At 67.2% G+C, this 26,524-nt stretch carries 24 protein-coding genes; 19 read left to right on the forward strand and 5 right to left on the reverse strand.

Features of this window, described 5'->3' with window-relative positions:
* Positions 1-5: 5 nt before the first annotated feature.
* Both O3139_RS01085 and O3139_RS01090 read right to left on the reverse strand, forming a co-directional pair.
* Positions 6-296 (reverse strand): zf-TFIIB domain-containing protein, encoded by a 291-nt coding sequence (locus O3139_RS01085; RefSeq protein WP_269515052.1) that lies wholly within the window; start codon positions 294-296, stop codon positions 6-8.
* Positions 297-394: 98 nt separating this feature from the next.
* A complete protein-coding gene (locus O3139_RS01090) occupies positions 395-2,383 on the reverse strand; it encodes a CASTOR/POLLUX-related putative ion channel (protein WP_269515053.1) in 1,989 nt (662 codons plus the stop codon).
* Between the two features lie 179 nt (positions 2,384-2,562).
* On the opposite strand from O3139_RS01090, the gene O3139_RS01095 reads away from it, so the two are divergent.
* From O3139_RS01095 to O3139_RS01115, 5 genes are all read left to right on the forward strand, one after another.
* Complete coding sequence (locus O3139_RS01095; protein WP_269515054.1) at positions 2,563-3,003, forward strand: VOC family protein; 441 nt, start codon at positions 2,563-2,565, stop codon at positions 3,001-3,003.
* 161 nt (positions 3,004-3,164) lie between these two features.
* The gene (gene polA / locus O3139_RS01100) at positions 3,165-6,098 is read left to right on the forward strand and encodes a DNA polymerase I (RefSeq protein ID WP_269515055.1); all 2,934 of its coding nucleotides are present in this window, start codon (positions 3,165-3,167) and stop codon (positions 6,096-6,098) included.
* A gap of 119 nt (positions 6,099-6,217) precedes the next feature.
* Positions 6,218-8,683, forward strand: coding sequence for a hypothetical protein (locus O3139_RS01105; RefSeq protein WP_269515056.1), 2,466 nt, complete (start codon positions 6,218-6,220; stop codon positions 8,681-8,683).
* A 382-nt stretch (positions 8,684-9,065) separates the two neighbouring features.
* Positions 9,066-10,856, forward strand: a complete 1,791-nt coding sequence (locus O3139_RS01110) for a DNA-packaging protein (RefSeq protein WP_269515057.1) — start codon at positions 9,066-9,068, stop codon at positions 10,854-10,856.
* Between the two features lie 10 nt (positions 10,857-10,866).
* Positions 10,867-12,057 carry an NAD(P)/FAD-dependent oxidoreductase gene (locus O3139_RS01115; protein WP_269515058.1) on the forward strand — a complete coding sequence of 397 codons (1,191 nt, stop codon included), beginning with the start codon at positions 10,867-10,869 and terminating at the stop codon, positions 12,055-12,057.
* 2 nt (positions 12,058-12,059) lie between these two features.
* On the opposite strand, the gene O3139_RS01120 is transcribed toward O3139_RS01115, so the two are convergent.
* On the reverse strand, positions 12,060-12,296 hold the full coding sequence (locus O3139_RS01120) for a zinc-finger domain-containing protein (protein ID WP_269515059.1): 237 nt from the start codon (positions 12,294-12,296) through the stop codon (positions 12,060-12,062).
* Positions 12,297-12,371: 75 nt separating this feature from the next.
* Between O3139_RS01120 and O3139_RS01125 the strand changes: the two genes are divergently transcribed.
* Positions 12,372-13,346, forward strand: a complete 975-nt coding sequence (locus tag O3139_RS01125) for an ABC transporter ATP-binding protein (protein ID WP_269515060.1) — start codon at positions 12,372-12,374, stop codon at positions 13,344-13,346.
* Between the two features lie 240 nt (positions 13,347-13,586).
* On the opposite strand, the gene O3139_RS01130 is transcribed toward O3139_RS01125, so the two are convergent.
* On the reverse strand, positions 13,587-13,973 hold the full coding sequence (locus O3139_RS01130; protein ID WP_269515061.1) for a Tat pathway signal protein: 387 nt from the start codon (positions 13,971-13,973) through the stop codon (positions 13,587-13,589).
* A 187-nt stretch (positions 13,974-14,160) separates the two neighbouring features.
* Between O3139_RS01130 and tsaB the strand changes: the two genes are divergently transcribed.
* The 8 genes from tsaB to O3139_RS01170 all read left to right on the forward strand — a co-directional run bounded on the left by tsaB (position 14,161) and on the right by O3139_RS01170 (position 20,825).
* Positions 14,161-14,826 (forward strand): tRNA (adenosine(37)-N6)-threonylcarbamoyltransferase complex dimerization subunit type 1 TsaB, encoded by a 666-nt coding sequence (tsaB, locus tag O3139_RS01135; protein WP_269515062.1) that lies wholly within the window; start codon positions 14,161-14,163, stop codon positions 14,824-14,826.
* Complete coding sequence (locus O3139_RS01140) at positions 14,823-15,263, forward strand: GNAT family N-acetyltransferase (RefSeq protein ID WP_269515063.1); 441 nt, start codon at positions 14,823-14,825, stop codon at positions 15,261-15,263. Before tsaB ends, O3139_RS01140 begins: the two co-directional genes overlap by 4 nt.
* 23 nt (positions 15,264-15,286) lie before the next feature.
* On the forward strand, positions 15,287-15,766 hold the full coding sequence (locus tag O3139_RS01145; RefSeq protein ID WP_269516509.1) for a Fur family transcriptional regulator: 480 nt from the start codon (positions 15,287-15,289) through the stop codon (positions 15,764-15,766).
* 44 nt (positions 15,767-15,810) lie between these two features.
* Positions 15,811-17,199, forward strand: a complete 1,389-nt coding sequence (gene miaB / locus O3139_RS01150; RefSeq protein ID WP_269515064.1) for a tRNA (N6-isopentenyl adenosine(37)-C2)-methylthiotransferase MiaB — start codon at positions 15,811-15,813, stop codon at positions 17,197-17,199.
* Complete coding sequence (locus O3139_RS01155; protein ID WP_269515065.1) at positions 17,189-18,172, forward strand: PhoH family protein; 984 nt, start codon at positions 17,189-17,191, stop codon at positions 18,170-18,172. Before miaB ends, O3139_RS01155 begins: the two co-directional genes overlap by 11 nt.
* Positions 18,169-18,627 (forward strand): rRNA maturation RNase YbeY, encoded by a 459-nt coding sequence (gene ybeY, locus O3139_RS01160; RefSeq protein ID WP_269515066.1) that lies wholly within the window; start codon positions 18,169-18,171, stop codon positions 18,625-18,627. Before O3139_RS01155 ends, ybeY begins: the two co-directional genes overlap by 4 nt.
* A complete protein-coding gene (gene lnt, locus O3139_RS01165) occupies positions 18,617-20,200 on the forward strand; it encodes an apolipoprotein N-acyltransferase (RefSeq protein WP_269515067.1) in 1,584 nt (527 codons plus the stop codon). The genes ybeY and lnt overlap by 11 nt, the downstream gene beginning before the upstream one ends.
* 211 nt (positions 20,201-20,411) lie before the next feature.
* On the forward strand, positions 20,412-20,825 hold the full coding sequence (locus tag O3139_RS01170) for a helix-turn-helix domain-containing protein (protein ID WP_269515068.1): 414 nt from the start codon (positions 20,412-20,414) through the stop codon (positions 20,823-20,825).
* An 86-nt stretch (positions 20,826-20,911) separates the two neighbouring features.
* Here the strand turns inward: O3139_RS01170 and O3139_RS01175 are convergent, their stop codons facing one another.
* Positions 20,912-21,436 (reverse strand): S-type pyocin family protein, encoded by a 525-nt coding sequence (locus O3139_RS01175; RefSeq protein ID WP_269515069.1) that lies wholly within the window; start codon positions 21,434-21,436, stop codon positions 20,912-20,914.
* Between the two features lie 110 nt (positions 21,437-21,546).
* On the opposite strand from O3139_RS01175, the gene coaBC reads away from it, so the two are divergent.
* The 5 genes from coaBC to O3139_RS01200 all read left to right on the forward strand — a co-directional run bounded on the left by coaBC (position 21,547) and on the right by O3139_RS01200 (position 26,415).
* Positions 21,547-22,785 (forward strand): bifunctional phosphopantothenoylcysteine decarboxylase/phosphopantothenate--cysteine ligase CoaBC, encoded by a 1,239-nt coding sequence (gene coaBC / locus O3139_RS01180; protein WP_269515070.1) that lies wholly within the window; start codon positions 21,547-21,549, stop codon positions 22,783-22,785.
* Between the two features lies 1 nt (position 22,786).
* On the forward strand, positions 22,787-23,236 hold the full coding sequence (gene dut / locus O3139_RS01185) for a dUTP diphosphatase (protein ID WP_269515071.1): 450 nt from the start codon (positions 22,787-22,789) through the stop codon (positions 23,234-23,236).
* A gap of 156 nt (positions 23,237-23,392) precedes the next feature.
* A complete protein-coding gene (gene rimP / locus O3139_RS01190) occupies positions 23,393-23,983 on the forward strand; it encodes a ribosome maturation factor RimP (RefSeq protein WP_269515072.1) in 591 nt (196 codons plus the stop codon).
* Positions 23,983-25,719: a transcription termination factor NusA gene (gene nusA, locus O3139_RS01195; protein ID WP_269515073.1), complete on the forward strand. Its 1,737-nt coding sequence runs from the start codon at positions 23,983-23,985 to the stop codon at positions 25,717-25,719. Before rimP ends, nusA begins: the two co-directional genes overlap by 1 nt.
* Before the next feature lie 15 nt (positions 25,720-25,734).
* Positions 25,735-26,415, forward strand: coding sequence for an RNA-binding protein (locus O3139_RS01200; RefSeq protein ID WP_269515074.1), 681 nt, complete (start codon positions 25,735-25,737; stop codon positions 26,413-26,415).
* The last annotated feature ends 109 nt before the right edge of the window (positions 26,416-26,524 follow it).

A 26,524-nucleotide genomic window follows, 5' to 3' on the forward strand; every position in this document is an offset into this window, starting at 1 on the left:
CCGCCTCAGTCGAAGATGTCGAAGATACTGTCGCGCTTTTTCTTTTTGTAGTGACGGTCGTCGTCATCGCGATAGCGGGGTTGTTCGCGATAGGGCTGCTGCGTCTGGCCCCAGGGCTGGCTCTGCGGGGCATAGGCCTGCGGTGCCGCGGCAGCGGGCGCGCCCTCCATCAGTTTTTCGAGCTCGCCACGGTCCAGCCAGACCCCGCGACAGGTCGGGCACATGTCGAACTGCACGCCGTTGCGATCCAGCGTCTGCATCTGGGCATTATCGTTGGGGCACATCAGAAGGGGCATCGGCGTCTCCTTTTGAGAACAAGTCTCAATGCCAGAGGATCACGCCGGTGCCAAGCGGCGGGGTGTCGCACGATCCCCGCCGCCTGGATAAGCCCAAATCAGTCCTCGGCCAGGACGATCACGCGGTCCTCGGGCAGATATTCGATGCTCTCGGACTTGTTCGGATTGACCACGACGCCGCCCATGTTGCGGTCATCGTCGTCTTCGCTCTCGCGCTTCCTGCGGTAGCCGATCACGGTCTCGCCACGCTGCCGGGCCGCCTCGGCGATGGTATAGAAGCTAACGGGGCCGGACAGGTCCACGTAGTCGCCGACCGGCCGCATGTAGATTTCCGAGCCGTCCTCATCCAGCAGGTCGTCGAAGATGGACGACAGGTATTCGTTCTCCGATGCCTGGGCCAGCATCAGGCTGACCAGTTTGTTGGACACGACGAAATCGTCAGCGCGGGTGACCTCGGCCAGTTCACGGTTACGGATGTCGATCATCTCCGAGACGACGCTGATGTGTGTGCCAAGGCGCTCGGACAGTTTCCGCAGATGCAGCAGGGTGATCAGGGTGCGGGTGTCGGCCGACTGGGCCTCCATGGTGTCGGAATAGCCCAGCACCATGATGGAGTCATAGGACACCGGGTCCAGCGCCTCGATCGAGGCCGAGTGGCTGGTATCGATCCGTTTCGCCTCGACCTTCATGTTCTTCGATCCCAGCGGCATCGAGAGAATTTCCTCCTCGAAGCCCGGCGTATCGCCCGCCACGGTCAGGACGGAGCCCGGCCGCACGTATTTGGACAGTTCATAGGCGATCATCGGCCCACGCCGGTTCCAGCCGATGACCAGGGTGCGCTCGGCCTTGCGACGCACGGCCTTGGGTCGGCGAATGGCCGAGGCATCGACTGCGTCCGCAGGCAGCGGGGTCAGTCTGATGGATGCGTCGTCCTCGGCGATGATGATGGCGCGGGCACCCTCGGGAATGACCATGTCCATCGGAGGGTTCATCTTCACCGTGCCGTCGGCATAGCGCAGGCCGATCAGGGCCGAATCCTCATAGCCCATGACCGCGTCACCATAGGTGATCCCGACCAGGTCCTGAAGCTCGGTCGTGTAGATTTCACAGCCGTCGAAATCGAGCAGTTCGGAATAGACGGCCGACAGGCCGGCCTGACGGCTGGACTGGACCACGATGCGGGAGATCAGATCGTCGGCAAGCACCAGTTGCACCTCGTCGCCCCCGACGATGCGAGCCACCTCGGCGTTTTTGGCGTCGCGCAATTCGGCGGCGATCAGATAGCGTTCCTCGCGGCGCTTGGGGTCGTTGGTCAGGGCCAGGACCGTCTTGATGACCTGGCTGTCGGGATCGTCGACTCCCTCGGGCGACACGACGATGATCGAGCGGCAGGCCTGCGGATTGACGATCGAGAGGTCGAAAAGGTCGGTCGGGTCGCCCGAGCGGCAGATGATCTGGGTGTTCTTGAGATCCTCGACCTTGTCGGCGATCTCGTCCTCCATCTCGACCTTGTCCTTGCTGGCCATGATGACGATGCGCGGATTCTTCCGGCTTTCGTTGGCGATGACCAGTTCGGAGATGATGTCGAAGATCGAGGCCGACCAGTTCAGAATGATGGTGTGGTCGCTCTCCAGCACGCGCGAGCGCCCCTTGCGGGCCTCCTCGATCTTGGCGTCCAGCCCGGCCGAAATGATCGAAATCAGGGCCGAAAAGACCAGAATGCCCATCAGCGTCACGAACAGGGTCAGAAAGCGGAACGGCCATCCCGTGTCGCCACCCATGGTGCCGGCGTCCATGGTCCGCATCAGCGATTGCCACGCCGCCTCGAAGAAGTTGAAGCCGCCGTCCGGACCCATCCGGCTGATCGCCAGGATGGTTGCGGCAAACAGAATGACGACCAGGGTCACCAGGCTGAGCCAGCCCACCAGGGCGACCGGGCCGCCAGCCATGGACTTGTCGAAACCATACTTCAGCCGTTCGCCCAGGCTGACGTCGCCGACGTTCTGGCCCTTGGTGGTGTTCGGCCTTGCGGTGCCTGCGCCCTTGACGGCGCTGCGAGCGGCGTTCGCCCGAGTGAGAGAGCCCATGTCGGCTGTCAATCCTGTGGAAGTCCGCCGATCCCCCTGATCGGCGATCGCCGTCGCGGATGGTTCGCACCCGGACATTGAACGGCGTGATGCATAGGACCGTTCTGGCCCCTTTGGAAGCTGACGATTTCCGACTAGAAGGGCGGCGTCTCTTCCCCCTCGCCACCGGGTGTTTCCCTATGCGCTACCTGCATACCATGGTCCGCGTCGCCGACCTGGAAGCCTCCCTGCACTTCTGGACGACCCAGCTGGGTCTGGAAGAAGTTCGACGCCTGGAGAACGAGAAGGGCCGGTTCACCCTCGTCTTCCTGGCCGCGCCACGGGACAAGGAACGCTCGACCGCCGAACGGTCGCCGGAGGTCGAGCTGACCTACAACTGGGACCCCGAGGTCTACACGGGTGGCCGGAATTTCGGCCATCTCGCCTACCGGGTCGACGACATCTATGCGACCTGCCAACACCTGATGGACTCGGGCGTGGTCATCAACCGCCCGCCCCGCGACGGCAACATGGCCTTCGTGCGCTCGCCGGACGGCATTTCGATCGAGCTGCTGCAGGAAGGCCCGGCCCTGCCGCCAGCCGAGCCCTGGTTGTCGATGCCGAACACGGGCACCTGGTAGTGCCTCAACGCCCGAAGGCGACGCGGTGGAGGGGCCGGCCGACGACGGCAGCGGCACAGACAGCCGGCGACCGGACACCTTTGCGGACCGACGATCAAGCCTCCCGCCTCTGATGGTTTCGCATCGTGACGGGCTGGACCGGGCCGCCTATGGTCCCCTTCATGTCCGATGCCAACCTCGCCCCTGACGCCGCCGATGCCCCGCAGACCGATCGACCGCTGACCCAGGACGGGCCCGCCGTCCGGCTGTGGCTGATCGACGCCTCAGCCTACATCTTTCGCGCCTACCACGCCCTGCCGCCCCTGACGCGCAAGTCCGATGGTCTGCCGGTCGGGGCGGTGCAGGGCTACTGCAACATGCTGTGGAAGCTGCTGAAGGACATGAAGGGGGCGGACGGGCCGACGCATCTGGCGGCGATCTTCGACCATTCGGAGAAGACGTTCCGGAACGATCTGTACGACCAGTACAAGGCCAACCGGTCGGCGCCGCCCGAGGATCTGGTGCCGCAGTTTCCGCTGGTGCGGGACGCCACGCGGGCGTTCGGGGTGCATTGCGTGGAGCTGCCGGGCTACGAGGCCGACGACCTGATCGCCACCTATGCCTGCAAGGTCCGGGACGCCGGCGGCGAATGCGTGATCGTCTCCTCCGACAAGGACCTGATGCAGCTGATCGGCCCCTCGGTCGTCATGTGGGACCCGATGAAGGACCGCCGCCTGGCCGAGGACGCCGTCATGGAGAAGTTCGGCGTCACCCCCGACAAGATGATCGACCTGCAGGCCCTGATCGGCGACAGCGTCGACAATGTCCCCGGCGCCCCCGGCATCGGCCCCAAGACCGCCGCCCAGTTGCTGGACGAATACGGCGACCTGGACACCCTGCTGGACCGGGCCCACGAGATCAAACAACCCAAACGCCGCGAGACCCTGATCGCCTTCCGGGACCAGATCCTGCTGAGCCGCCAGCTGGTCCGCCTGACCTGCGACGCCCCCGCGCCCGAGCCGATCGACGACTTCAGGGTCCGCGACCCCGACCCGCAAACCCTGGCCGACTTCCTCGAGACGATGGAGTTCCGCTCGCTGCTGCGCCGGGTCGGCGACGGCAGGCTGGAGAGCCACGACGGCTCGGCCTTCGCGCCCGCCCGCCCCGCCCCGCCCCTGTCCGCCCCCGTCATCTCCCCCCGCTACGCCCCCCAGACGGTGTCGGCGGACGTCGAGCCACAGAGCGTCGATCACGACGCCTATCTCTGCATCCGCGACCTCGCCGATCTGGACGCCTTCATCGCCCGGGCGACCGAGGCGGGGGTCGTGGGGTTCGATACCGAGACCGACGCCCTGTCGGCGACCCATGCGGGGCTGTGCGGGGTCTCGCTCGCCATCGGGCCCAACGACGCCTGCTATGTGCCGCTGACGCACGAGCATCCGCCGGTGGAGGGCAGTGGCGGTCTGGACTTCGGCCAGGCGACCGAGGCCCGCGCGCCGCTGGACCAGCTGGACAAGCCCACGGTCCTCCTGCGCCTCAAGACCCTGCTGGAGGACCCGGGCGTCCTGAAGGTCGTCCAGAACGGCAAATACGACCTGGCCGTCATGGCCCGCCGGGGCATCCGCGTCGCCCCGATCGACGACACCATGCTGATGTCCTACGTCCTCGAAGGCGGGCTGCACGGCCACGGCATGGACGAGCTGAGCCGCCTGCACCTGGGCCACGAGCCCATCCCGTTCAAGTCGGTCGCCGGCACCGGCAAGGCCCAGAAGTCGTTCAAACACGTCGAGCTGAAACCCGCGACCGCCTACGCCGCCGAGGACGCCGACGTGACCCTGCGGCTGTGGCGCATCCTCAAGCCCCGGCTCGCCGCCGGGCACCTGACCACCGTCTATGAGACGCTGGAGCGCGGCATGCCCGCGGTCCTGGCCGACATGGAGCTGAGGGGCATCCGCGTCGACCCCGCCCGCCTGCGCCGCCTGTCGTCGGAGTTCGGCCTGCGCATGGCCGAACTGGAACAGCAGGCCCAGGAGATCGCCGGCCGCCCGTTCAACGTCGGCTCGCCGCGCCAGATCGGCGAGATCCTGTTCGGAGAGCTGAACCTGCCCGGCGGCAAGAAGACCGCCAGCGGCCAGTGGGAGACCGGCGCCGCCACCCTGGAATCCCTCGCCGAAACCCACGCCCTGCCCCGCGTCCTGCTGGACTGGCGCCAGCTGTCCAAGCTGAAGGGTACCTATACAGACGCGCTTGTATCGGCCATGGACCCCGAGACCGACCGCGTCCACACCAGCTATCAGCTCGCCGCCGCCACCACCGGCCGCCTCGCCTCCTCCGACCCCAATCTGCAGAATATCCCGATCCGCACGGAAACAGGACGCCAGATCCGTCAGGCCTTCATCGCCCGGGACGGCCACGTCCTGATTTCAGCCGACTATTCCCAGATCGAGCTGCGCCTTCTGGCCCACATCGGCGACATCCCCGAGCTGAAACGCGCCTTCAGGGCGGGGATCGACATCCACACGGCCACGGCCTCAGAGATGTTCGGCGTCCCCGTCGCCGACATGGACCCCGAGACGCGCCGCCGCGCCAAGGCCATCAATTTCGGCATCGTCTATGGCATCAGTGCCTTTGGCCTGGCCAACCAGCTGGGCATCGATCAGGGCGAGGCCGGGGCCTATATCAAGACCTATTTCGAACGCTTCCCCGGCATCCGCACCTATATGGACGCCACCCGCGCCGAGGTCCGCGCCAGTGGCTTCGTCTCCACCGTCTTCGGCCGCAAGATCCACATCCCGGCCATCCATTCGAAGTCGGGGGCCGAGCGCCAGTTCGGCGAACGCGCCGCCATCAACGCCCCGATCCAGGGCGCCGCCGCCGACATCATCCGCCGGGCCATGATCCGCATGCCGGGCGCGCTGGAGGCCGCGGGTCTGGAAACGACCATGCTGCTCCAGGTCCACGACGAACTGGTCTTCGAAGCGCCGGAAGCGGAGGTCGAGGCGGCGATTCCGCTGATCCGGCGGATCATGGAGGGGGCGGCGGAACCGGCGGTGGCGCTATCGGTGCCGCTGGTGGTGGAGGCCCGGGCGGCGAAGAACTGGGATGAGGCGCACTAGAATGGCTCTAGGGCCAGAGATCGATTGGCTACATACTATCGTTCTAAGCGTGGCCAGTTTTTTGGGAGCATGCGTTGTCTTTAGACATTGATGATGCGCAACGACGGTTCGTTGCGTTGATGCCCGAACTCCAGCGGCTCTTAGATAAGCCCCTTAACGAGGCCGACACGCGGTTCAAAATTCTCGATCGAATACTGATGGAGGTGCTCGAATGGCCAAACGACAGCATCGACACGGAGGAGTCCGTCAAAGACGGATTTGTAGATTACACGCTTCGTACGATAGATGGCCGGGCGGTGTCGATAATCGAGGCGAAACGGGTCGGTAAGCTCACGTTAGGAACGGCATCCACAAAAGTAGCTGCTTTGGTGTTATCGGGAAGCGTACTGAAACACATTACGGACCCCATTAGGCAAGCTGCCGGATACGCGTCTATTAAAAGTGTTTCCACCGCGTGCGTGACCGATGGAAGGACTTGGCTCTTCTTTCAGACTAATCGTAGGGATGGCCTAGAAATAGGAGACGGCAAGGGAATACTTTTTCCATCCCTTGCCTCTATCGCGAATGAGTTCCCCCGCTTCCATGACCTCTTAAGTCCTTCGGGGATGAAAGACCGTCTAAACCTAGTCCAACTTAACAGAGCTGAAGGTATTCGGGCAGCTTTCGAGGAAGAACAGATAGTCGTTTCGCCTCCTGACGAGGCGAGGATGCTCCCTAGAAATACGTTGTCTGAGGACGCTTCCCTTCTGTTTGCCCAGTTTTTCTCCAATATCACTTCAGACTCAGATCCTGAGATGATTAAGGCGTGTTTTGTTGAAAGTTCTGAAAGCAGAAAGGCGGACATCGAGCTTCAAAAAATTGCACAGAAGCTGCTCAATGGCATTGAGACCATCGACACGGGTAACAGCACGGCATTAACGGACGAAATCGAGAGATCAGTCAATATGATGCGTTCCGAGCGAATTTTGCTGATTGGCAATAAAGGCTCTGGAAAATCTACATTTTTGACCCGGTTTTTTGCCGACGTGATACCGGCTTGGCTCTCGAAGCAGTGCTTAGTGCTCAGAATCCCTCTTGAGGCTGTCCCGGAGAGCGACAAGGACCAAGTACCCGGATGGGCCATTCGCCAAATACGGGACCGGTTAGATGTTCTGATCGGTTCAGGTGAGTCTCCGACATTCGACGAGCTCAGGGGTGTATTTTGGTCCGACTATAATCGGCTGAAAAACGGCCCGCTTGCGCCCCTCTACGCGAAGGACCCAGACGCTTTCCGCATCAAGTTTGGCGAGACGATAGAGACCATCCGTGAGACGACCCCTGAGCGCTATGTTCACGCGCTATTAAATAAAGCCGTAAAGTCTGATAAGAAACTACCTATAATAATATTCGATAATGCTGACCAGTTTCCCGCAAATGTTCAAGATTCGATCTTCCAGCTTGCCAACTCTCTTTCGCTTGTAACTGTTGCTCTTAATATCGTTCCGATCACAGATCGAACTGTTTGGCGCCTATCAAAATCGGGTGCCCTGCAAAGTTATGAAGCGAAGAGCTTCTACCTTCCCGTTCCGGAGGCAAAACAAATACTTCAGAAGAGGATCGATTACGTCAAATTGAAACTTAACGCCGATCCCGCAATGGCCAAAGAGTATTTCTCCATGCGAGGTTTCCGCGTTAAACTGGAGAGTATTGATAAGTTTGCCCAAGCAGTGGAGAGGATATTCGTATCAAACGACTTTGTGTCAGGCTTGATAGGCAGGCTCGCGAATTTTGACATTCGGCGAATGCTAAAAATAGCAGAGAGAATATTTCTGTCTCCAGAAATTAAGATTGATGACGTTTTAAGGGGATCGTTTGGGATTTCTCCCGGACGAGGGGAAATACTTAGAATACATCGTGCAATAATAAAGGGTGAGAACGATAGGTACTCTCCACGGGAGAATGAATTTGTCTACAATCTTTTTTGGACAGATCCATCGTGGCCCTCATCTCCACTATTGGCGCTCTATATAATTCACACACTGAAGGCCCGGTTGGCGAATTCGCGTCTGGATAGCGTGGACTCCAGGCATTGGACTATCGGCGAGTTGTCCGCATTTTTTGAGCCAGCAGGGGCGCATCCTGACCAGACACTCTTGATTTGTCAGCGACTTGCCGACCGCGGATTGATTGAAGCGTTGGACCCCAATGTGGAGCAGCTCGTACTTGGCAACAGGGTTGCAATTACGGAAAGTGGATTAGCGCATATCGATCTGGTGCGGACTTCGGATGTTTATTTGGAGCAAATGGCAATGGCAACGGGTTTGAACAGTCGGACCGTTTTCAACGCTATTAGAGATGATCGCACAACTGCAACGTCCGCCTCTTTCATATCCCTTCGGCGCCGCTTCGTTGATTACTTGACCGACCTCGACTCCCAGCGATTGCGTGTTCCAAATACGAAAGAATACGCCTCAGCCGTCGAAGCTCGACAAATGATGCGCTCGTTGGGGTCAACTGGTTCGCCTTCGGCTGGAGCGGTTCCGACGTCGGCGACGGTAACTGCTCCGTCGAAGAGCATCGGGACGCCCTTTAAAAGGACGATATAGCTTCATGCGAATCGTCCCCTTCACACCCCCGCCGGGTGCCTCGCCGGCTTCAGCGCCCACCCCCACACCGTCTCGGGCTGGAGGCCGGTGCCGCGCTCGACCTGGATGCGTCCCCGCTTTCGCGGGGATGACAAAGGCGCTTCGGCACGGATGACAACGCCTTCGCAGGGCGGACGAGGCGCTTTCACCTGAAGACCCGGGGGCCCTGGCCCCCTCCACCGCCTTCGGCGGTCCCCCTCCCCCGATGGGGGAGGATTGGTGTGTCCGTTCGGAGCGTCCGGGTTGTCCGCGATGGGGCGGAATTACGCTTTGATTTCAGGGGGTGGGGTCGCCAGGGCGGGGCTGAACGCGCCCTGTATGCGGGGTGCCATAGAATGCCTCCATGGGGACAGGACGGCCGGGGCGATCGAAGCTGGAGGACCCGGTGTGGATCGCGCTCTTGGAACGCTATGTGGCCGGGGAGGTCGCGAGCGAACTGGCGGACGAGCACGGGGTCAGCGTGGAGGCCGTGGCCTGGCAGGCGCGGAACCGGGGCTATCGCAAGAAGGACCGGCCGGGGGCGGTCTATCGCTGGTCGCAGCCGCCGCCGATCACGCCCGCGCCCGATCCCGTGGTGGCGCGGGGGTTCGCCTTTGATCCTCTGGACCTGGAGGGGTCCGAGGCGCGGGCGCTGGAAAGCGCGCGGCGGGCGGCGGACGAGGGGCGGCTGCCGGACTTTCTGGCGCTGACGCAGAGCGCGCGGGGGATAAGGCGGTTGAAAGAGCGTGGGGCGTTGCCCCCTCCACCGCCTTCGGCGGTCCCCCTCCCCCAAGAGGGGGAGGAGAAGTGCGAGCCTGTGCTGCGCGACGCGCAGAGGGCGCCGGCGGGGGACTGGACGACGTGGCTGTTTCTGGGGGGACGAGGGGCGGGGAAGACGCTGGCGGGGGCGGTGTGGTTGGCGGATCAGGCGGAGAGGCTGGGGGCCGGGGGGCGGCTGGCGCTGATCGGGGGCAGTCTGCACGACGTGCGCGAGGTGATGGTCGAGGGGGTGTCGGGGATCGCCTCGCTGGCGCGGTGGAACGATCCGAAATGGTGCGGGGTGCGGCCGGTGTTCGAACCGTCGCGGAAGCGGCTGGTGTTTCCGAACGGGGCGGTGGCGCAGGCCTTCTCGGCCGAGGACCCGGAAGCCCTGCGGGGGCCTCAGTTCGCGGCGGCCTGGGCGGACGAGTTCTGTGCCTGGCCCAGAGGCGGACGGGGCGGGCGGGGCGGGCCGGGGGCGACCCTGGCCCTGCTGCGGATGGGGTTGCGGCTGGGCGAGCGGCCCCGGCTGGTGGTGACGACGACGCCCAAGCCGATCGGGGCGCTGAGGGACCTGCGGGCCGAGCCGGGGCTGGTCCAGACCCATGCGGCGACACGGGACAATGCAGAGAACCTGGCGGCGGGCTTCGTCGAGGGGCTGGAGCGGCTGTACGGCGGGACGCGGAAGGCCGCGCAGGAGCTGGAGGGGCGGGTGGTGGACGTCGAGGGGGCGCTTTTTTCTGCGGAGATGCTCGCGCGAGCGCGCTCGCATCCCGCCGGGGGCTACCGCCCTTCGGGCTACTTGAGCCCCCGGACCCCCGGGGGTGACTCACCGGACGCAGGCGACGGCGGGGTGGGCTTCGACCGCATCGTGGTGGCGATCGATCCGACGACGACGGCGGGGGGGAATGCCTGTGGCATCGTGGTCGCAGCGCGCGCGGGGGACCGGGCCCATGTGCTGGCGGATCGCTCGGTGGCGGGGCTGGGGCCGGACGGCTGGGCGCGACGGGCGGTGCGGGCGGCCGAGGCGTTCGGCGCGATCGCCCTGGTGGTCGAGGTCAACCAAGGCGGCGAGATGGTGCGGGCGGTGCTGAAGACCGCGGGCTGTTCGGTGCGCATCCGCGAGGTGCGGGCGACCAAGGGCAAGCGGATCCGGGCCGAGCCGGTGGCGGCCCTGTACGAACAGGGGCGGGTCACCCATGCGCCGGGGCTGGGGGCGCTGGAGGAGGAGCTGATGGCGATCGGGGGCGAGGATGGCGGTGCGTGGGGCCTGGACCGGGCGGACGCCCTGGTCTGGGCGCTGACGGACCTGCTGATCGACCGGTCGGGGGGTGAGGGGCCGCGCATCCGGATGCTGGACTGGCCGGCGGGGCGACCGGGGCTGTCGATGTGCTAGGAGCCTGCGGATGAAGACCGGAAGCTGGGACGTTGTGGTGGTGGGCGCGGGCGCGGCGGGGATGCTGTGCGCGGCCGAGGCGGGCCGGCGCGGGCGCGCCGTGCTGGTCGTCGACCACGCCAGGGCGCCGGGCGAGAAGATCCGCATCTCGGGTGGCGGGCGGTGCAACTTCACCAATACGGGGACGACGGTCGCCAACTTCCTGGGCGAGAACCCCCGGTTCGCGGCCTCGGCCCTGGGGCGGTTCACGGTTCAGGACTTCGTCCGGCGCGTCGACCGGGCGGGGATCGCCTGGCACGAAAAGACCCTGGGCCAGCTGTTCTGCGACGACTCGGCCCGGCAGATCGTGCGGATGCTGACCGATGCGATGAGAGAGGCGGGGGTGAGCCTGCGGCTGGGCACCGGTGTGGAGGCGGTGGCGCGCGAGGGGGACGGCTTCGCCCTGACCCTGTCGGACGGGACGGCGGTGCGATGCGCCTCTCTGGTGGTGGCGACGGGGGGCAAGTCGATCCCGAAGATGGGGGCGACGGGCTGGGGCTATGACCTGGCGCGCCAGTTCGGGCTGCGGGTGACGGAGACGCGGCCGGCCCTGGTGCCGCTGACGTTCGAGGCCGGGCTGCTGGAACAGACGACGCCGCTGGCCGGGGTGGCGGTGGACGCCGTGGTCTCGACCGGCAAGACCCGGTTCGAGGAGGCGGTCCTGTTCACCCACCGCGGACTATCGGGCCCGGCGATCCTGCAGATCAGCTCCTACTGGCGCGAGGGGGAGGCGATCACGGTCCGGATGGCCCCGGGCGTGCCGGTGCTGGAGCGGCTGAAGGCGGCCAAGGCCGAGAACGGCGGCAAACAGGCGGTGCGCACGGCGCTGGGCCACATCGTGCCGCGCCGCCTGGCCGAGGTGCTGACGGCGCGCGAGGGCGCCGACGGCAAACTGGCCGAGGTCGGCGACAGGGTCCTGGCGCGGCTGGACGCGGCGGTGAACGCCTGGACCTTCAAGCCGGTGGGCTCCGAAGGCTATCGCACCGCCGAGGTCACCCTGGGCGGGGTCGCCACCGACCCGCTGGACCAGCAGACCATGGCGGCGAAGTCCGTGCCGGGCCTGTATTTCATCGGCGAGGTCGTCGACATCACCGGCTGGCTGGGCGGGTACAATTTCCAGTGGGCGTGGTCGTCGGGCTGGGTCGCGGGGCAGGCCGTCTGACGTCAATGCCCCTCGGGCGGCCTTGCGGCGGGGTCGAGGTAGTCGCTTTCGGCGTGGTGGTCGGGCGACAGGACGAAGCGGCGGTCGCAATAGCCGCACTCGACGAAATCCGCCGCCCCCATGTCCAGATAGACCAGCGGATGACCCAGGACCCCGCCGCCGTCGCAGGCGACCCGTCTGGTCGAGACCACGATCTGTTCGGGCGGGGCGACGAGGGTTTCGGGGTGGCGCGGGGGCATGATCGGATCCGTGGTCTTGGCGAGGGGAGGCCCGGAGCCTAGTTAGACGGCCACGCCTCCCGCCGAAAGTCCCTTATGACCCAGACCGAGCCCCTGCCCGCCAATGCCATCGAGGTGCACGGGCTGGAAAAGACCTATGCCGGGTCCAGGAAGTCCCCGCCCAAGACGGCCCTGCGCGGCGTCGATCTGGTCATCCCCAGAGGCTCGATGTTCGGCCTGCTGGGGCCCAATGGCGCGGGCAAGTCGACGCTGATCAACATCCTGGCGGGGGTGGTCAACAAGACCGGCGGGACGGCCGCCATCTGGGGGCGGGACATCGACGCGCGGCCGCGCGATGCCCGGGCGGCGCTGGGCGTGGTGCCGCAGGAGATCGTGGCCGACGTCTTCTTCACCCCGCGCGAGGCGCTGGAGGTGCAGGCGGGGTTCTATGGCGTGCCGAAGTCGGAGCGGCGGTCCGACGAGCTGCTGGCGGCGCTGGGCCTGTCGGACAAGGCCAATGCCTATGTGCGGGCCCTGTCGGGCGGGATGAAGCGCCGACTGATGGTGGCCAAGGCCCTGGTCCACAATCCGCCCATCCTGATCCTGGACGAGCCGACCGCCGGCGTGGACGTCGAGCTGCGTCGCCAGCTGTGGGAGTATGTCCGGCGCATCAATGCCGAGGGCGTGACCATCCTTTTGACCACCCACTATCTGGAGGAGGCGCAGGCGCTCTGCGACACCATCGCCATCATGAACCGGGGACAGGTCGTGGCCTGCGAGCCGACGCCCCAGCTGCTGCGGCGGCTGGATACGCGCAATGTCGTGGTGACCCCGGAACACCCGCTGGACGGCCCGCCGGTCGTGGCCGGGTTCGAGGTCCTGGCCCGGCCCAACGGGGCCTTCGCCATCACCTATCGCAAGGGCCAGTCGTCGGTGGAACAGGTTCTGGCCGCCGTGCGCGCGGCCGGAATCACGATCTCGGACATCACCACCGAGGATCCGGACCTGGAAGACGTCTTTTTGGCCCTGACCTATGGCGATGCGACCGCGGTCAGCCCGACGAAGGACTAGGGTTTGGGCAGTGGGCAGTAGGCAGTAGGGAAGAGGCTCGAGCGGGGACGGCCGTCGGGTCGCCGGGATCGGTCGGCCGATGAACGACCCCGTGTCCGATCCGGACAATAGATCCGCCGCCGCTACTTCATCGCCCACGCTCCATCTCCGAAGAAAAGCTGGCGTGTTGCGTTCACCGGTTGAGCCCACCACCCATAGCCGACGAAGTCAGCGTCCGCAGTCGGGCAGGCCTTAGGGCCGTCAGAGCACCATCACGGTGCCGAGCAGCAGGGTCGCGCCGCGCTGGCCGAGGATGATGTTCATGGCCGATTGATACTGGCGCGACAGGCGGTCGACATTGGGGGGCTGGCCGGGGAGCAGGGTCGCGGCCTCGCGCTGGGCGAGGATGGCGAAGACGGCGCGGACGCGGGGCTCGGACTGCCGGGCCCGCAGAAGCAGGGCGGGGTCGGCGACATCGACGCCGGCCTCGATCGTCATCACGCCGCGGCGACCGTCGGGCCGGAAGGTATTGGCCGTAATGGTGGGGTAGCGCAGATAGGTGCTGGCCGGCGCTCCGCCGCCCTCGGAGGCGAGGGCGGGCGTGGCCGCGAGGGCCAGGGGGGCGGCGAGCAGGGCGCGACGGTTCATGGTCCCCGGTGTGCCACAGTGGCGCTTAAGGACGGGTTACGCCGGGTGGGCCGTTCGAAACGGCTCGCCCGGGCGGCGCGGCTGGGGCATGGTCGGGCGTGGCCCCGTTCTTCCGAAATCCCGTTCCCGTCGCCCGTCCGGATCGTCCGGGCGTTCGCCCTGCGCCCCTGACGCCGGAGGTCCGGGCATGAGGGTGCTGGTGATCGATACGGCGCTGGAGTCCTGTACCGCCGCGGTGTTCGAGAACGGGGCGAGGCTGGGTATCCGGTCCGAGGTCATGGCGCGCGGCCATTCCGAGCGGCTGGGCGGCTTCGTGCGCGATGCGGTGGCCGAGGCCGGCGGCGGGTTCGAGGCGATCGACCGGATCGGGGTCACCGTCGGTCCGGGGTCGTTCACGGGGCTGCGGGTCGGGCTGGCGTTCGCCCAGGGTCTGGGCGCGGCGCTGGATCGGCCCGTCGTGGGCGTATCGACGCTGGCGGCCCTGGCGAGGAGCGCCGATCAGGGACACGGAACGACCGCCGCCGTCATCGATGCGCGGCGCGGTCAGGTCTATCTGCAGACCTTCGTCGACGGCCGCGCGGCGTCCGACCCGCAAGCGCTGGAGCTCGCGACGGCGATCGCCGTGCTGGCCCGGGGCGGGCCATGGCGACTGGTCGGGTCGGGCGCGGCCCTGATCGACCCGTCGGCCCGACCAGCCCCATCGCTTTCGCCCGAGGCGCTTGCCGCCCTGACCGAAGGTCTGACGCCCGGCGACCACCCGCCCCGGCCCCTGTATCTGCGCGCGCCCGATGCCACACCCCCGACCCGACTGCCCGGACAGGCACGACCCGTGGCCCCCCTTTCCGGCGCATGACCGGTCCGACCGACCTGGCCGGGGCCCTGGCCACGCTTCATGCCGAGGCGTTCGACGCGCCCTGGTCGGTTTCGGCCTTCACCGATCTGCTTGCGCAGCCGGGCGTGCTTCTGGAGGCCGGGGCCGACGGATTCGTCCTGATTCGGCTGGCGGCCGACGAGGCGGAGATCCTGACGCTGGCGGTCCGGCCCCCGGCGCGTCGCAACGGCCTTGCCTCGCGCCTGGTCGAGGCCGTGTCCCGGCGAGCGGCGGGGATGGGGGCGACGCGGCTGTTTCTGGAGGTGGCCGAGGACAATGCGGCGGCGCGGGCGCTGTATGACCGCCTCGGGTTCGAGCCGGCCGGGCGGCGACCCCGCTACTATGCCCGCCCGGACGGCCCGGCGGTCGATGCGCTGCTACTGGTTCTCAACTTGCCGGCGAGCCTTCCCACCGCGTGATCGCGGCCCTATTCTGCAAGACCATGGACCGGATCGAGAAACTCTGCGCCGAGCGCGGCATGCGCATGACCGAACAGCGGCGCGTGATCGCCCGCGTCCTGGGCAATGCCGAGGACCATCCGGACGTCGAGGAGCTGTACCGCCGCGCCTCCGCCATCGATCCGCACATCTCGATCGCCACCGTCTATCGCACCGTGCGCCTGTTCGAGGAGGCCGGGGTGGTCGAGAAGCACGATTTCGGCGACGGCCGGTCGCGCTACGAAGAGGCCGGCGACGACCATCACGATCACCTGATCGACACGCGCACCGGGGAGGTCATCGAGTTCTTCGACGCAGAGATCGAACGGCTGAAGACCGAGATCGCCGAACGGCTGGGCTTTGAACTGGTCGGGCACAAGCTGGAGCTCTACGGCAAGGCCATCGAAGGGGCCGAGCCGTCCAAGCGCGAGGGGCTGATCTTCACGCGCAATGCCGCGCGGGTGAACCCCGAAGGGCTGTCCTGAAGCCTCGCCTTGCGGTCGCCGGGATCGGCGATCATAAGCCCGCCATGACCGAGACCCTCGCTCCGCCCCTGGTCGAGACGGCCGCGCCTGATCCGGCGCCGAAGCGGCTGTTCATCAAGACCTATGGCTGCCAGATGAACGTCTATGACAGCGAGCGCATGACCGATGTGCTGCGCCCGCTGGGCTATGTGCCGACGGACACGCCCGAGGGCGCCGACTTCGTCATCCTGAACACCTGCCACATCCGTGAGAAGGCGGCCGAGAAGGTCTATTCCGAACTGGGCAAGCTGCGGCTGATGAAGCTGGACAAGGCGGCTTCGGGCGGCGGGGCCATGACGATCGCGGTGGCCGGTTGCGTCGCCCAGGCCGAGGGCGAGGAGATCATGCGTCGCCAGCCGGCGGTGGACATCGTCGTCGGACCCCAGGCCTATCACCAGCTGCCGGAACTGCTGACCCGGACGGCGCGGGCGCGGGGCGAGCGGATCGGCGCGGATTTCGCACCGAACGAGAAGTTCGATGCCATGCCGGCGGTCCGCGGCGTGGACGGGCCGACCGCCTTCCTGACGGTGCAGGAGGGATGCGACAAGTTCTGCAGCTTCTGCGTCGTGCCCTATACGCGCGGGGCCGAATGGTCGCGCCCGGTCGCCGATGTGCTGGCCGAGGCGCGGGGCCTGGCCTTGCAGGGCGTGCGCGAAGTCACCCTGCTGGGTCAGAACGTGAATGCCTATGACGGCCAGGGCGATGACGGCATCTGGAGCCTGGCCAGGCTGGCGCGGGCCCTGGCGGACATCCCCGGCATCGACCGCATTCGCTACACGACCAGCCACCCCAACGACATGTCCGACGACCTGATCGCGGCGCATCGGGAGGTGGATGCGCTGATGCCCTATCTGCACCTGCCGGTGCAGTCGGGATCGGACCGCATCCTGAGAGCGATGAACAGGAAGCACGGGCGCGCAACCTACATCGACCTGATCGGACGCATCCGCGAGGCGCGGCCCGACATCGCGATCTCCGGGGACTTCATCGTCGGCTTCCCGGGCGAGACCGACCGGGATTTCGAGGACACCCTGGGGCTGGTCCGCGACGTCGGCTACGCCTCGGCGTTCAGCTTCCTGTATTCGCCCCGGCCCGGCACCCCGGCCGCGACCATGGGGACGCAGGTGCCGCACGAGGTGGCGCTGGCCCGGCTGCATGCGCTTCAGGCCCTGCTGCTGGAACAGCAGACGGCCTTCAACGCCGCCCAGGCCGGCAGGACCCTGAACGTGCTGTTCGAGAAGAAGGGCCGCCACGGGCGCCAGGCGATCGGTCGATCCCCCTATCTGCAGTCGGTCCATGTCGAGGACGCGGATCATCTGATCGGCCAGATCGTTCCGGTGCGGATCGAGCACGGTCAGCAGAACAGTCTGAAAGGCATCCTTCTTGGCGCGTGAGAGCGAGTTCCTGGCCCTGGACGATGCGTCGCTCCGCGCGGTCATCGGGCCCAACAGCCGCCACGTCGCCCTGATCGAGGACGCGTTCAAGGTGCTGATCGAGGCCCCCGGCGGCGGTGTGTCGATCAACGGCGGGGCGCGGGACCGGGCCAATGCCAGGGCGGTCATCGCGGGCCTGATCACGCGCGCCGAAAAGGGGGCGGAGGTCAACGAGGCCGACGTCCGGGCCGGCATCGGACAGGCGCGCGGGGTCGGCAAGGGCTTCAGCAACGACCCCATGGCCCTGCCCGTCGGCAAGCGCGGGGCCATCGTGCCCAAGACCGATGCCCAGGCGCGCTATCTCGACATCCTGGCCGGTCACGAGCTCAGCTTCGGCGTCGGCCCGGCGGGGACGGGCAAGACGTTTCTGGCCGCGGCCTACGGCGCGTCCCTGTTGCGACGGGGCCAGGTGGACCGGCTGGTCATCACCCGCCCGGCGGTCGAGGCCGGCGAGAAGCTGGGTTTCCTGCCCGGCGACCTGAACGAGAAGGTCGATCCCTATCTGGCCCCGATCTGGGAGGCATTGAACGACATTCTCGGCCCCGAGGACGTCCAGCGGCGGCGCGACAAGGGCGAGATCGAGGCCGCCCCCATCGCCTTCATGCGCGGCCGGACCCTGAGCCACGCCTTCGTCATCGTCGACGAGGCACAGAACACGTCGCGGCTGCAGATGAAGATGGTCCTGACCCGGCTGGGCGAGGGCGCGCGCATGGTCGTCACCGGGGACCCGTCGCAGATCGACCTGCTGAACCCCCGCGACTCGGGCCTGGCCCACGCGCTTCGGATCCTGCGCGACGTCAAGGGCGTGGGGGTGCTGGAGTTCGAGGCCCAGGACGTGGTGCGCCACGCCATGGTCGAACGGATCGTGCGCGCCTATGACGCCGATGCCGCCCGGGGCCGCCCCGGACCCGGGCCGGAGGATACCGGCCGTTGATCGAGGTCGAGGTCGAGACCGACGCCTGGACCGACGCGATCGACGATGTCGCGGTGGTGGTGGAACGGGCTGCGGCCGCCGCCCTGAACGGCGAGAGCGGCGATGTGGTCGTGCTGTTGAGCGACGACGCGACCGTTCAGGAGCTGAACGCCCGGTTCCGGGACAGGGACCGCCCGACCAATGTGCTGTCGTTCCCCGCCGCGGCCATGCCAGGGCAGGACCCGGTGCCGCTGGGCGACATCGTCCTGGCCTATGGCGTCTGCGCCGCCGAGGCCGCCGCGCAGGGCAAGCGCCTGACCGACCATCTCACCCATCTGGTGGTGCACGGGCTTCTGCACCTGCTGGGTCGCGACCATGAGGACGAGGCCGAGGCGGAGGCGATGGAGGCCGAGGAGCGGGCGATCCTTGCCAGGCTGGGGGTCGCGGACCCATACACGTTGCCGCATGACGCCTGATCCGAAAGCCCTGCCGAGCCTGACCCCGGACGGACGATTCGTCCGGATCGGACTGGCCCTGCTGGCCGGCGTGCTGGCGGCCGTGGCGCATCCGCCGTTCGGCGTCCTGCCGGGACTGCTGGGCTATCCGCTGTTGATGCTGCTGGCCGAACGGTCGACGTCCATGCGCGGGGCCTTTTGGGTCGGCTGGCTGGCGGGGTTCGGCTATTTCGGGGTCGGTTGCTGGTGGGTGGCCGAGGCCTTCCTGGTCGATCCGGCCCAGGCCTGGATGGCCCCCTTCGCCGCCAGCCTGCTGCCGGCCGGTATCGGACTGTTCTGGGGCGGGGCGACGGCGCTTTACCGTCGATTCGCGCCATCGGGCGTGGGGCGGGTGCTGGTGTTCGCCGCCCTGTTCGGCCTGTTCGAATGGCTGCGCGGCCATGTGCTGACGGGCTTTCCGTGGAACCCGGCCGGGGCCAGCTGGGCGGCGGGGTCGGCCGGATCGCAGTTCGCCTCGGTCGTCGGGGTCTATGGACTGGGCGTCGTGACGGTGGCGGCGGTGTCTGCGTTCGGTCTGGCGGTCGGCAACGGACGACCCAAGTCGCGCCTGGGCGGTGCGGCCGGAGGGGCGGTCGTGCTGATGGCCCTGATCGTCTTTGGGGCCGGACGACTTCAGGGCGCGGCGGTCCAGCCGGGCACGACCCTGGTCCGCATCGTCCAGGCCGATGTGCAGCAGGAGTCCAAATGGACGCCCGACGCCTATCGCTCGATCGTCGAGCGCTACGTCAACCTGACGAGGCGGGCGGCTGCGCGACAGCCCGATATCGTCGTCTGGCCGGAGGGTGCCCTGCCCGCCAGCTTCAACGACGTCTTCGGCCCCGGGTCCCCGGACGGAGCCGCGATCGCCCGGGCCCTGCAGCCCGGACAGACGCTGATGGCGGGATTTGCGCGCGGCGAGGCGGGACCGGCCGGCCGTGCCCGCTACTACAACAGCCTGTTCGCGCTGGAGGATGTCGGGGCGGACGGCCTGCGGGTCGCGGCGGTCTACGACAAATACAGGCTGGTGCCGTTCGGCGAGTTCCTGCCGCTGGGCGATCTGATGGGGGCGCTGGGCGTCCGCAGTCTGGTCCATATGCCGGCGGACTTCAGCCCCGGCCCCCGGCCGGCCCCGATCACCCTGCCGAACGGCGACAGGGTCCAGCCCCTGATCTGCTACGAGAGCCTGTATCCCGGCTTCACGCCCGGCGGGGCCGGGCGCCCGCAGTGGATCGCCAATGTCTCGAACGACGCCTGGTTCGGGGCCACGTCCGGCCCGATCCAGCACCTGAACCTGGCCAGCTATCGCGCCATCGAGACGGGCCTGCCGGTGGTGCGCGCCACCCCGACCGGCGTGTCGGCGATGATCGACCCCTGGGGGCGGGTGGTCGAGGGCCAGCGGCTGGACCCCGGCGAAAGCGGGGTGATCGACGCCGTTCTGCCGCTGGCCACGGGAGAGACGCCCTATGGCCGCCTTGGAGACCTGCTGTTCTGGCTGATGGTGGTCGGCGGGCTTGTCCCGCTGGCGGTCCCGCTTCTGCGCCGGCGGGCACACTGAGCGGTGAGGACGACAAAGGCCGGGTTCGCCCCGGACGCGCGGGCCGCAGACGGCCGGGACCGTCGTCAAGGCCTTGAGAACAAAGGCGTGCCGCCCCGGAATTGGGCCAATTCCGGCCGTGGAATCTCAATTTCTCAGAATTTAAATGACAGTCCCGGGATACGAGCGCATTGGGACCGGCACAATCAACCGAGGCGAAGACAGTCGAAAGATGGCTAGAGGTGTCGGCGAGGACGGTCCCCATCCCGTGGACCGTCATGTGGGCAGGCGGGTCTGCGAGAAGCGCATCAGTCTGGGATACAACCAGAGCGATCTTGGGCGCGCGCTGGGTCTGACCTTTCAGCAAATCCAGAAATACGAGAAGGGCGCCAACCGTATCTCGGCGTCCAAGCTCTGGGACATCGCGCGCTTCTTCAAGGTCGATGTGGCCTACTTCTTTCAGGGCCTGAACGCCGGACAGCCGGGCATGGCCGAGGGCGACGCGCAGGCCTTCGACCATGAGTTCCCCTCGACCCGCTACACGATCGAGATTTCCCGCCTCGCGCCGCAGCTGTCCAGTCGTCAGCAGAAGCTGGCCCTGGACATGATCCGCGAGATGTCGGGCAAAACCGACCCGGACGCCTGACGCGTTACCGCGCGACCCGCGGTTTCTCCCGGCTCAAGCCCCGTGACCGTTCAGCCTGACGACGTTGGCGTCGTCAGGCCAAGGCTTCAGTTCGTGGACCGCCGCTGACCGAAGGTCGGTGCCGCCGCCTTCTGCTCGGCCCAGTAGGCGGGGCCGTTATCGGGCTTGAACATGGTCCGGGGCGATCCGTTCCTTGCGACCACCGCGAAGGTGTTGGTCGAGGCCTGATACATCAGGGTGTCGCCATTGGGCCGGGACACCGTCTCGACGTCCGACGGTGGACGGCGGGTGAAGGCGGTCACCCTGGCCAGAAAGTCTTCGGCCGACGTCGCGCCGAAGTCACTGCCGTTGCGCTCATACAGGCGCTGGATCTTGGCATCGACCGTCTCTCGTCGACTGGCGGTCAGGGCGGCCCTTTCGCCCGAACCTTCGGCCGTCGCGACCCCGGCCGGGGTATCGCCGGTTGCGGTGGTCGGCTTTGCCTCGGTCACGTCCGCCGTCCGGTCCCGCGTCTCGACCGCCGATGCGCCGTTCCCGCATGCCGCCAGACCGAGCAGGGCCAGGCTGGCCATGGCAACGCCCGCCGCCGTTCCGTGGATCCTGAGTCTCATTCAACCCTCCATCAAAAACGCAGCCCAAAGTTAGCCACAGGTTGTATGGATCTTGCAATTCTCTTTTTTCGCTTCTCGACGGGATGGGCCGGTGCCGCTAGACCCGGCCCATGTCCAGCCTGGCCCTGACCGACCGGAAAATCCTGCTGATCGTCGGCGGCGGCATCGCGGCCTACAAGGCGCTGGAACTGGTGCGGCTGCTGAAGAAGGCCGGGACCGAGGTCCGGGCGATCCTGACCGAAAGCGGCGCGGCCTTCGTCACCCCCCTGTCGCTGGCGGCCCTGACCGGCCATCCGGTGCGGATGGGCCTGTTCCTGCCGGACGACGAGACGGCCATGGGCCATATCGAGCTGTCGCGCTGGGCCGATCTGGTGGTCGTGGCCCCGGCGACGGCGGGGCTGATCGGCAAGGCCGCGAACGGCCTGGCCGACGATCTGGCCTCCACGACCCTGCTGGCCACCGACAAGCGGGTGCTGCTGGCGCCGGCCATGAATGTGCGGATGTGGCTGCACCCGGCGGTGCAGGCCAATGTGGAGCGGCTGAAGGGCTTTTCGGGCTTTCACGGCATGGACATCGTGGGACCGGACGACGGCGAGATGGCCTGCGGAGAGTTCGGGCCGGGGCGGATGGCGGAACCGGCCGCGATCCTGGCCGCCGTGGACCGTCTGCTGGCCGGGCCCGATGGGCGCGCCCTGACCGGACGGCGCGCCGTGGTGACGGCCGGGCCGACCTTCGAGCCGATCGACCCGGTGCGGGGGCTGACCAATCGGTCCAGCGGCAAGCAGGGCTATGCGATCGCGGCGGCTCTGGCCGCGCGGGGTGCGGCGGTGACGCTGGTCTCGGGGCCCACGGGCCTGGCCGCGCCGGTGGGCGTGACACGGGTCGATGTCGAGACGGCGATGCAGATGCAGGCCGCCACCACCGCCGCCCTTCCGGCCGATATCGCGGTGCTGAGCGCCGCGGTCGCGGACTGGCGGGTGGACACGGTGGCGGGCGGCAAGATCAAGAAGGCCCCGGGCGGCCCGCCGACGCTGAGCCTGATCGAGAATCCCGACATCCTGGCGGGCCTGGCCAGGCCGGGGCCGATGCGGCCGCCGCTGGTCATCGGCTTCGCGGCAGAGACGGCCGACCTGGAGGTCAACGCCCGATCCAAGCTGTCCCGCAAGGGCTGCGACTGGATCGTCGGCAACGATGTGTCCGGCGACGTGTTCGGGGCCGAGGGCAATACGGTGCTGCTGGTCACACAACAGGGCGCCGAGGCCTGGCCGCGCCTGTCCAAGGTGGAGGTCGCCGCGCGCCTGGCCGACCGGATCGCCGACCATTTCGCATCGCCGACCCGGAGCCGCTGACGTGACCACCCTTCGCATCCTGCGCCTGCCCCATGCCGAAGGTCTGGCCCTGCCCGCCTATGAGACGGGCGGATCGGCCGGCATGGACCTGAGGGCTGCCGTGCCGGAGGACGCGCCCATCATTCTCGAACCGGGCGCGCGGGCCCTGGTGCCCACGGGCCTGAAGATCGCGCTGGACCCGGGCTGGGAGGCGCAGATCCGGCCGCGCTCCGGCCTGGCGCTCAAGCATGGCATCAGCGCGCCCAACACGCCGGGGACGATCGACAGCGACTATCGCGGCGAGGTCGGGGTCATACTGATCAACCTGGGGCAGGCGCCGTTCGTGGTCCGGCGCGGCGAGCGGATCGCCCAGATGGTCATTGCCGCGGTGGCCCAGGCGACCGTCGTCGAGGTGGAGACGCTGGACGACACGGCGCGCGGCACGGGCGGCTTCGGCTCCACCGGACGCTGATTCGGAAAGAAGGGGCGGGCCGGTCGGCTGGCCCCTTTCCCTTTGGGGCGGAGGGGGCTATACGGCCCTCCACATCGTTAGACCGGCGTCCAACGGCGTCGTTCAAAGCGGCGGCCGTCGGGGCCGACCGCTTTTATTTTTGCCCGAAACGAACCCTTGCGCGCCAGAACCGTCGAAGACCGCGAGATTCTTGAGCTGATCGATCCCGTGGCGGAGTCGATCGGTCTCTCGATCGTGCGCGTGCGGCTGATGGGCGGGACGCTGCGGCGCCGGCTGCAGGTCATGGCCGAGCGTCCCAGCGACAACGACATCGACGTCGGCGAATGCGCGCGGCTGAGCCGGGCCATGTCCGAAGTGCTCGATGCGGCCGACCCGATCGCGGGCGAATATCTGCTGGAAGTCTCCTCGCCGGGCATCGACCGGCCCCTGACGCGGCTGAAGGACTTCGACCTGTTCGAGGGGCTGGAGGCGCGGCTGGAGAGCGACCGGATGATCGAGGGGCGCAAGCGCTTCAAGGGCATCCTGGCCGGCACGGACGGCGACAGCATCGCCATCGACCTCGACGGCGAGGACGATACCGCCCTGATCCCCTTCGACTGGCTGGTGGACGCCAAGCTGGTCATGAACGATGCCCTGTTGAAGCGCGGGGCCGCGATCCGCGCCGCACGGGGCGAACCCGAAGACGACGGCCTGCCGGAAGGCGGGCCCGATGACACCCACGCAAAGACTTCTGAGGACGACGCCTGATGGCCGTGACCGGTATTTCTGCCAATCGCCTGGAACTGCTCCAGATCGCCAATGCGGTCGCCCAGGAGAAGAACATCGACCGCGAGATCGTGATCGAGGCCCTGGAAGAGGCGATCCAGAAGGGGGCCAAGTCCCGCTACGGCGCCCATCATGACATCCGCGCCCGGATCGACCCGAAGACCGGCGAGCTGGCCCTGACCCGTCACGTCACCATCGTCGAGGACGACTGGATGCCGGAAGACGAGCTGGAGGAGTTCAACGACTCGGCCATGGTTCGCCTGACCGACGCCTCCAGGCGCGATCCGGAAGCCGTGGTCGGCAAGGAGTATGTCGAGGACCTGCCGCCGTTCGAGTTCGGCCGCGTCCAGACCCAGATGGCCCGCCAGGTCATCACCGGAAAGGTCCGCGAGGCCGAGCGCGCCAACCAGTACGAAGAGTTCAAGGACCGCGTCGGCGAGATCGTCAATGGCACCGTCAAGCGCGTGGAATACGGCAACACCATCGTCGACCTGGGCCGGGGCGAGGGCATCATGCGCCGCGACCAGTCGATCCCGCGCGAGGTGTTCAACATCGGCGACCGGATCCGCACCTACATCTATGATGTCCGTCCCGAGGCCAAGGGCCCGCAGATCATGCTGTCGCGGGCCCACCCCGGCTTCATGGCCAAGCTGTTCGCCCAGGAAGTGCCCGAGGTCTATGACGGCGTGATCGAGATTCGCGCCGCCGCCCGCGACGCCGGCTCGCGCGCCAAGATGGCCGTGCTGTCGAACGATTCCTCCATCGATCCCGTCGGCGCCTGTGTCGGCATGCGCGGTTCGCGGGTCCAGGCGGTCGTCGCCGAACTGCAGGGCGAGAAGATCGACATCATCCAGTGGAACCCCGACGAGCCGACCTTCATCGTCAACGCCCTGGCCCCCGCCGAAGTCTCCAAGGTCGTGCTGGACGAAGAAGCCGACCGGGTCGAGGTCGTGGTGCCCGACGAGCAGCTGTCGCTGGCCATCGGCCGTCGCGGCCAGAACGTGCGTCTGGCCTCCCAGCTGACCGGCTGGCAGATCGACATCATCACGGAATCCCAGGACTCCGAGCGTCGCCAGCGCGAGTTCAGCGAGCGCACCACCCTGTTCCAGGAAGCCCTGGACGTCGATGAGGTCATCGCCCAGCTGCTGGTCACCGAAGGCTTCGCTACGATCGAGGATCTGGCCTTCGTCGAGAATTACGAGGTCGCCGAGATCGAAGGCTTCGACGAGGACACGGCCGAGGAGCTGCAGGCCCGCGCCCGCGACTATCTGGAACGCCAGTCGGCCATCCTCGATGCCCGGCGCACCGAACTGGGCGTCCAGGACGACGTTCTGGCCGTTCCGGGCGTGACCCTGCCGATCGCCGTGGCCCTGGGTGAGGGCGGCGTGAAGACGGTCGAGGATCTGGCCGACCTGGCCACCGACGAGATCCGCGGCGGCTACGAGATGAAGAACGGCGAACGGGTCAAGCTGCCGGGCGTTCTGGAAAGCTTCAACCTGGCCCAGGAAGACGCGGAAATGCTGATCCTGCAGGCGCGGGTCGCCGCCGGCTGGATCGACGCCTCGGAACTGCCGCAGCCGCCCGAGCCGGAGTACGAGGACGAAGGCGAGTTCGCCGAAGGGGAATACGACCCCGAGGCCGTCTTCGAAGACGCCGCGCCCGAAGCCACCGCCGATGACGCCGGGGTCGCCGACCTCGAGCCGACCCGCGACGCGTGATGCGGTGCCCTGTCCATGAGCCTGCGCGACGCGACGATCGATAGAGAGCGCCGGGACCTGGTGACCCACCAGGCCATGGATGAATCTCGACTGATCCGTTTCATCGCCGGCCCGGACGGGGCCGTCGCACCCGACCTGGGGCGCAAGCTGCCCGGCCGGGGCATGTGGGTGGAGGCGTCGCGCGCCTCCGTCGACACCGCGGTGAAGAAGAACCTGTTCTCGCGGTCGGCCAAGGCACCGCTGCGGCCTGCCGCCGACCTGTCGGACACGGTCGAAAGCCTGTTGGTGCGCCGCTGTCTGGACCAGCTGGGCCTTGCCCGACGCGAGGGCGTGCTTATCTCCGGGTTCGAGAAATCGGCCGCGACGATCCGGTCGGGCAAGGCCGCCTGGCTGATCGAGGCCAGCGACGGCGCGTCGGATGGACGCGGAAAGCTGCTGGCCCTGGCCCGGCATCAGGCGACCCGGGTCTGCGGTCTTTTCAGCGCGGACGATTTGAGTTTGGCCCTCGGGCTGGAAAATGCGATACACACCGTCCTGCTGCCTGGCGGCAGAGCCGATCGCTGGACCCTGGAGGTCGAACGACTGGCGGGATTTCGATCGCTTCGGCCCGCGGCCTGGGACACGGATCATCCGGGTTCCGCGAACGGGAACGGGTCGGACGAAGACCCGAAGGACGAGCCTGAACGGGCAGATTGACGGGCGGGGTCAGGCCTCTTTCGAGAGGCGGACGCCGCACGGCTTTTTGCGTTCCAGAGACGATTTTGACGACCCGGCGGACTTCTCCGCCCACGAGTAAAGCGACCGG

The sequence above is a fragment of the Brevundimonas subvibrioides genome (assembly GCF_027271155.1).
Lineage (GTDB): Bacteria > Pseudomonadota > Alphaproteobacteria > Caulobacterales > Caulobacteraceae > Brevundimonas > Brevundimonas subvibrioides_D.